This window comes from Scandinavium sp., assembly GCF_051650185.1.
Lineage (GTDB): Bacteria > Pseudomonadota > Gammaproteobacteria > Enterobacterales > Enterobacteriaceae > Scandinavium.
In genome coordinates this window covers 73,217-80,093 of the sequence record NZ_JBOFIN010000140.1, presented here as the reverse complement: position 1 = coordinate 80,093, position 6,877 = coordinate 73,217, and the positions used below count along the sequence as shown (strand labels likewise).

General features: G+C 47.4%; 8 protein-coding genes and 1 pseudogene. 6 read left to right on the top strand and 3 right to left on the bottom strand.

Annotation, left to right across the window (positions count from 1 at the left end):
- Nucleotides 1-105, bottom strand: a pseudogene (locus tag ACRCWW_RS19455) (IS5/IS1182 family transposase); the annotation flags it as partial.
- A 216-nt stretch (nucleotides 106-321) separates the two neighbouring features.
- Here ACRCWW_RS19455 and ACRCWW_RS19450 point away from each other — a divergent pair.
- The 6 genes from ACRCWW_RS19450 to ACRCWW_RS19425 all read left to right on the top strand — a co-directional run bounded on the left by ACRCWW_RS19450 (nucleotide 322) and on the right by ACRCWW_RS19425 (nucleotide 5,089).
- Nucleotides 322-645: a hypothetical protein gene (locus ACRCWW_RS19450; protein WP_438683851.1), complete on the top strand. Its 324-nt coding sequence runs from the start codon at nucleotides 322-324 to the stop codon at nucleotides 643-645.
- Between the two features lie 644 nt (nucleotides 646-1,289).
- A complete protein-coding gene (locus ACRCWW_RS19445; protein ID WP_438683850.1) occupies nucleotides 1,290-1,505 on the top strand; it encodes a hypothetical protein in 216 nt (71 codons plus the stop codon).
- Nucleotides 1,506-1,507: 2 nt separating this feature from the next.
- A complete protein-coding gene (locus ACRCWW_RS19440) occupies nucleotides 1,508-1,885 on the top strand; it encodes a hypothetical protein (RefSeq protein ID WP_438683849.1) in 378 nt (125 codons plus the stop codon).
- Nucleotides 1,886-1,908: 23 nt separating this feature from the next.
- Complete coding sequence (locus ACRCWW_RS19435) at nucleotides 1,909-2,946, top strand: major capsid protein (protein ID WP_438683848.1); 1,038 nt, start codon at nucleotides 1,909-1,911, stop codon at nucleotides 2,944-2,946.
- Nucleotides 2,947-3,027: 81 nt separating this feature from the next.
- Complete coding sequence (locus ACRCWW_RS19430) at nucleotides 3,028-3,225, top strand: hypothetical protein (RefSeq protein WP_438683847.1); 198 nt, start codon at nucleotides 3,028-3,030, stop codon at nucleotides 3,223-3,225.
- The gene (locus ACRCWW_RS19425) at nucleotides 3,218-5,089 is read left to right on the top strand and encodes a hypothetical protein (protein WP_438683846.1); all 1,872 of its coding nucleotides are present in this window, start codon (nucleotides 3,218-3,220) and stop codon (nucleotides 5,087-5,089) included. The genes ACRCWW_RS19430 and ACRCWW_RS19425 overlap by 8 nt, the downstream gene beginning before the upstream one ends.
- Before the next feature lie 34 nt (nucleotides 5,090-5,123).
- Here the strand turns inward: ACRCWW_RS19425 and ACRCWW_RS19420 are convergent, their stop codons facing one another.
- Nucleotides 5,124-5,366 carry a hypothetical protein gene (locus ACRCWW_RS19420; protein WP_044701866.1) on the bottom strand — a complete coding sequence of 81 codons (243 nt, stop codon included), beginning with the start codon at nucleotides 5,364-5,366 and terminating at the stop codon, nucleotides 5,124-5,126.
- A 192-nt stretch (nucleotides 5,367-5,558) separates the two neighbouring features.
- The gene (locus ACRCWW_RS19415) at nucleotides 5,559-6,767 is read right to left on the bottom strand and encodes a tyrosine-type recombinase/integrase (protein WP_438683845.1); all 1,209 of its coding nucleotides are present in this window, start codon (nucleotides 6,765-6,767) and stop codon (nucleotides 5,559-5,561) included.
- Between the last annotated feature and the right edge of the window lie 110 nt (nucleotides 6,768-6,877).

Sequence of the window (6,877 nt, the reverse complement as noted above, 5' to 3'; positions counted from 1 at the left end):
GTTGATGAGAGCTTTGTTGTAGGTGGGCCAGTTGGTAATTTTGAACTTTTGCTTTGCCACGGAACGGTCTTCGTTATCGGGAGGATGCGTGATCTGATCCTTCAACTCAGCAAAAGTTCGATTTATTCAACAAAGCCCCCAGAACGTTAAATGCTGCGAATGGTATTTCGAAGAGATCGACACCATCACCAATGACGCTTATCTCACAGATGACGAGAAAATAACAGTATTGGACGAACTGGAGAATAAGATCCTCACATTAGCCGCGCCATTTCTGGCAGTGGCAGCCACAATTAAAACGAATAAGGAAAAATTGACCAAATGACCAAAAACGATATCGATGATGCACTTCAAGAATTACACGATAGCCTGATTATTCCGATGCTGGACGCAGCTACAGACGCATACCGCGAGGAAACGACTGAGAGCCTCGCAGAGGCTGTTAAAACGCTTCACCTGTCAACGGTGGCATTGCAGGGGATTATTGCCACAGTGGAGGCTACAGAAGCCTTACACACCGATCAGGACGTGCTCTGGGAAGTGTCACGAGTGGCAAGGCTGATTGTCGATTGTCAGCAGGATTTAGAAGCGTTGGTGCAGGGGATGACCGAAGAAGTTCAGGTTAGTGAAGCTGAAAAAATTTAAATGAGAATGATAATTATTCTTGACATTCATAACGAAATCGGTTATACTTAAGATATGGGTGAGAAAAAAATCACTTATCCGCTTCTTCTACAGGTTCCTCCCTATAGATTTGCCTGGTAGCTCCAGGCGAGGGATGGCTATTAAATAGCCCTCTTCTCTAAAATCGTTACTTCTCTCTTACGGTTTTGTTATGTGTCGTTTCATTTTCCTTGATATCGGTCTAACAAGGGGAGAGCGCTGCCCCGTTCCGGGATGATCCGGGGATATATCCGGCGCTCTCTTTCTTTCATTGAGAATACATTATTTTAGAGAAGAGCAATCCCGCTCTTCACTTCTTATAACCCCGTTAGGATTATAAGCTGTTAGACAAATGTCAGTTCTGGAAAAACATTAATCTTGCTTCGATGAAATGTTTCTTTGGTGTGATAGCTGTCAGCATACGAAAGTATGCACTCTCTTATTAATATTACTTCCCATAGTAGCATTTAATGAGATTCCATTGATCACATCTGCCAGCGTGAAGGGCTTCACGTGATAGTGATCAGCGGGGTTTATCCTAAGACTCCCCGCACCAATAGAGCCGACCGTAAAACGTTGGCTTTATTTTTATTCCGTTCATAACAAAATAAGTTAGGAGGGACGATATGTTCCTGATGAACTCCACGACGCATATTAGCAAGCTGGCTGATGAAATAACATCTTATACGGATGAACAGCTTTCAGTGATTGCCAAATGTGCCGGATGCTCAGTTGAAGAGTTGAAATCTTCACAGCAGACAATAACCAAAACCTTAAATACCCCTGTTAATCCTCTTGAAGGACTACAGGCACGATTAAAAACATTAGCTCAAGGAAAATAATAATGCAGTTTGGAACATTTCAAACATTAAACGGGGATAACTCCCACGCCAGATACAAGGTAATTGCTTATACAAGCGATCCCATTCTCCAGGACAAGCTGATCCGTGTGGAATCCAGTATTCCTGATTCTCTCATTGTTGGCGACCTCGTGGACGGTACAGGCGCGAAAGCTGCCGCTCCCGGTGATATCGCTTATGTGGTGGTGGAGCCAGCCAGCGCGGGAAGCAAAGCCTTTATTGTGGCTTCCCCTGTACACGTCATTCTATCCCTTGCGGGGATCGAGTTTGGCTCTCTGGACGAATCATTAGCTCAGGCACAGCTTGCAACGCTTGGATTCACTTTCTCTGATTTCGACACTGTAGCGCTTCGCACTACGTAATAACCTCAAGGATAATAACAATAATGGCAAAAGATTTATTTAGCGGCGCTATTTTTGACTCGTTTTCAAGCCCGTTCGTATTCAGTACCCAACTTAATACAATCGTTACAAACCTCGGATTATTCCGAGAGGAACACCACGCAGTTAATACAATTGCGCTGGAAAATATAACCGATGTAAAAAATTTGGTGGCAAAAGAGAACAGCCCATACGCTCAATCAGATTGGAACAGCGCACGGCGTCCAGAGTTTACTAATGCTCTTTACCAGATGAAATATTTCGGGACTCTGAACAGCGTTACATCGCTTGATCTTCAGCAATACGCCTCAAGAGGCATTAGTGACACAGCCGATCAGGTGAGCATTGCTCTCAACGATTTCTCAGACTCACAATACAGTATGGCTAATAACGCCGTGGAAGTGGATTTGGTTAACGCTCTGCTTGGTCTGCGTGTTGATAGCGAGTTTGCCGGACAGGGCGATCTTGACTTCCTCGCTGGCGGTAGTCGCACAGAATACACCCTTGACGTGAGCGACACGGCGAACATCTTCGAGCAACTAAGCGAAATCACACGTATTCAGAATGTGGCGCTTGGTGATGGACTGGCACAGCAGAAACAAGGGACGGTGATCCTGGCTGCTGGTAAGGCTGCTAAAGCACTTCGTTATCACCCATCGGTGAAAGATTTCATGGTGTACACACTGCCACTTCAAAGTGGTGAAAACTTCGCTACGCGCACAGCGTCAGCAAATCCGGCTTATGAAGTTTGGACTCTGAACGGTGTCACGGTGCTGGACGTATCTGGTTATAGCCTCATCACTGACAAGATCGGTGTGGACGGGTTCGCCGTCGTTCCTCGTATGTCTGACAGTGCTAACGCGCTTGTTCTTCACACAGGGATCGGAGTGCGTCACCTGACGTTAGGTAAAGAAGCGGCCTTGCATCATCAATACGTGATTGCAGATGCTAAATGGCAGTTCCCGTCTATTGCGACGGAATCCAGTTTTTTAGCAATCAACAATATCCCTACGGCTATTGTATTCGGATCTCTGTCTGAGTAATCCCGATTAAAGAGAAAACCACGAGAGGGGGAGGGCGTAGAAATACGCTTTCCCCTTTTTCATTTGCAGAGGTAAATAATAATGGAACTAATCCTAAAGAGTGCCAAATCTGGCACAGTGAAAATAAATGATGCAACTGAGTTATTAACATTAGCTCAGATCTGCAAAATATATGGCGTGAGTTATAACGGAGTCCGTCAGCGTATGCACCAATACGGCGAATCCCCATCAAAGGCTATAGATTTCTTTATTGAGAAACAAGGCGGTGGTGATGCTTGAGATCCAGGCCAGTAAAATCAGCAACGTAATTTCGTTTACGGTGGATAAGAATAGTCTTAGAGAGGCCAGGCAAACGGGGAAGGATTTACAGAAGTATTTCCAATCTCTGGCCGAACCGAAGATCAGATTCAAAGCGATGAAAGAAAGACAGCGTAAAGCGTCAGCAATGGCTGACAACGCTAAATTCAACACCGCAGCCAAAACTACTAACGAACTAAAACAGCAACGTATTGCAGATAAGGCGGCGAAAGCGCAAGCCAGGGAAGCGACTAAGATAGCCAAACGTAATGAGACAGCTGATCTTAAGTTTCGTAGTGCTAATCTCCAGATGAAAGGCATAGCCGGAAAATATGGCGTTTCTGCCGCCACACAACACCAGTTTGCAAAGTTTGCTCACGAGCAGACAGAGCTTTTCCGTAATGGTCAGATCAGCAGTCAGAAGATGAACTATGAACTACGCGAACGCATAGCGCTTATGCGCCGTGAGGCTGCGTTACAAGCTAAAGTGACGGCATCCACTCAGGCACAAGCGGCAGCGCTTAAACACGCCAAACGCACGGATTACGCAGGGGCGGCAAAGGGTATTAAAGAAAAAGGTATCAGCGGCATTATCGGCGGTGGTGCTGGCTTTATTGGCGCTACGGCGGCTTTAGCTGGCGGCGCTGGCATCTTGTCCCGTATACGTGACAAAGGGAACGAGAATCTTGATCTGGTGAGAAAATCGGCTCTTGTTAAGACTAATCCTAACGTGGTGAAGACATTGGTTGCATACGGACAGCAGCACGGCATAGACAGCGCATCCGTAGACAAAATCACTGACAACTTCAAAGACGTGCGCGAGCGTTTGGGCGAGTCGATGTCAAACTCCACTTTCGATCAAAAGTCTGGAAAATGGAAGGGCGGCAACGGTGCTGTAGACAACGTTATGAACCTGTTCGGATGGACTAAACAAGACATAGCAAAGTTCCAGGATAGTCCTGCTGATTTTATCCAGGCGACAGTAAACGAAGGTCAGCGCCGTGGCATGTCTCAGGCATCCATCGGGCATCTGATCGAGGATTACGGGGATGACCTGGCACACTACACCGATGCTTTCCTGAATAACGGTGCAGAGTATAACAAGACGCTGAAAAGCCTTGTTGATAGCGGTCAGACGCTGAACGACGAGCAGATTAAGCAAACTTACGCTTACGGCGATCTGTCCGTGGCTATGTCTTCCTTGATGAACGGCGTTGATAACAGTTTGTTCACTGGCTTTATGAAAGGCTTCGCCGATGGTGGCGACGACCTCGTTAAAAATACGCAAGTTATCACCGAAGCGGCTGGAAGCCTGGGAGAGGGCTTAGGCAATCTCTCGAAAGAAATCACCGGATTTGTGGGCGAAATCTCTGCCGTTGTGAGTGATATCAATGCAGGGTTGCGATCACGTTTCCCGGCTTGGTTTAGTGATGCTAACAAGCCAGCGAGCCAGGCCCTCTACGATGGTGCTGTGGGTGGCTCTGCGAATGCTGCGGCTGATTGGGTACAACAAAAAACAGGCGTGGACACAAGGACGTTTGGCCCTGCTGTAGCTTCATGGTTGGGGTTAGGTGATCAGCAAGCAGGAACAGCGGCGAATCAGTATTCGCTGTCTGGTGATTCTCTGCGTGATAGTGCTATGTCATTAAGCAGCAGCAATGCGCCAGCGTACACGCTGAATCCTACGTTTAATCTGCAAGTGAATCCAGAAGTGGGGCTTACCCTGCAAAGTGATGTTAATCGCTTGTCTGATTACATCGACTTCAACGCTAAAGTGTCAGCAGCAAGTTTCGAACAGTCGTTAACGTTAGCGATTAGCAGCGGTCAAAGCAGCACAGGCGGGTGATGATACAAGGGGCATTGCGCCCCTTTTTTGTTTCTTATTTTGTTGATTGAGCTAACACCGTTGCTGCAAGCTGTTTGGTCTTTTCGCTTGAGCGTGGGTTATCGAGTGCCTTAGCTGCAACCGTTTCCATAGTTTCGCTGGTATGGCTGGAGGCGACACGTTGAGCAAGCGCAGATGCTGCCAGGCGCTTTTGTAGTTTCGAGGCGTTTGGATCGTTTAAGGTTTGACCAGCAACAGAAGCGATTTTACTTGATGTTTGCTTAGGATTCTTTGCCATGCTATCAGCCCTTTGTTAGTTGGAAATGGTCACATGTGGTGCTTGTGTTTTGTTACACATACTACATGTAGTACCAAAGATAATTCTCACCGCTTCGCTTTGCAACGATGAAAATCCAGTTCACTGGATAAATGCACAGATAACAAAACGTGCGGTTTTTTATGCTGCAAAATAATCATTCCTCACGTTATTTTAGTTGATTGCACTGGTTGTGTTGATCGCTATTTGTTCATAATCCACCATCTTCACATACCCGGCTAACTCTTCCATGCTTGCGCCCTGGGAATAGGTGCGGAAAGCTTCCGTTTTGGCTTTCTGTTCGGTGTGCCCGGTTATACTGCCGATCCTGGTTTCCTGCACCCCTGCGCGGTCTAAGCAGGTGATGAACATCCCGCGCAGGCTGTGGAAGCATTGACGATCTGTAGCGGTAGGCAATACACGACGGCGTAGCCTGGTGAACGCTTGGGAGTAGAACGGGCCTTTCTTACCGTCAGCACGGTTAATCTTGTTAGCCTGTGGGAACAGGTACTCGCCGTAACTGTGGCTCAGGTATTCATCGACTATCGCAGATAGCTTAGGGTGAATCGGCACATGCCTGATCCCTGCTTTGGTTTTACTCTTGCTGATGTAGAAACAGCGCACACCTTCCACCGTCTGGATCTCCGACTTCTTGAGGCTTGCCAGTTCATCAAGGCGGCATCCTGAAAACAGCCCCATGATTATGATGTTCCTGATCTCCGGCTCTGCTGCATCAAGTAGCTTTTGCATCTGGTCAGAGGTAAAAGGTTGATAACTTTCAATCGTCGCCCTCGCTTCGAGATTGTGACCGTGAAACGGGTTATCTGGTGCTATGTCGTCGTAACCTCTTCGCGCATACTCGTACAGGCTCCCCAGGCACGTTAGCCAATTCTGCACGGTTTGAGGGGCTTTCTTGTCTTGCTGATTGATAAACATCGCCACTTGTGACCGCCTGATCTCCGTGATCTGAATGTCTGCACGGTCAAGCGAAGCAAGAAACACCTCCACGGCGCGAGCAGATTTAGCCAGCGTCGAGAATGAGCGCTTATCACTGTATTTTTCAGCGTATTGATCGCGGATAGCGGTTAACGTTGGCACTGTCTGGAGTGGGGCGCGTAGCGTGGTTTGCTTATGCAATCCGGCTATGGCGTTTTGTATGCGCCGTTCCTCCGTGTTCGGGGAATACTGTTCTTTGAGTGTCTTCCACTCGATCAGCATGTGATTACGGAAGTGTTTAGCGGCGTTAAGGTCTTTGGTTCCCGTAGATTTCCGGTACAGGCGTTTCCCGCCGAAAATGTGGCGCATGTACACCGGAATGAAGATCTGAAACATCCAGACCCCTTCCGCAGTTGGATAAAGATAAGATTGACCCTTGATAGACATGAGAATGATCCTCTACAATCTCCGCTATCAACTACCAATGTTGAGATCTTTCGCGGCTCCTGGGCTTCTCTGTTCGATTCCCTTCGCCCGCTCCAAAAAATCGTCTGATC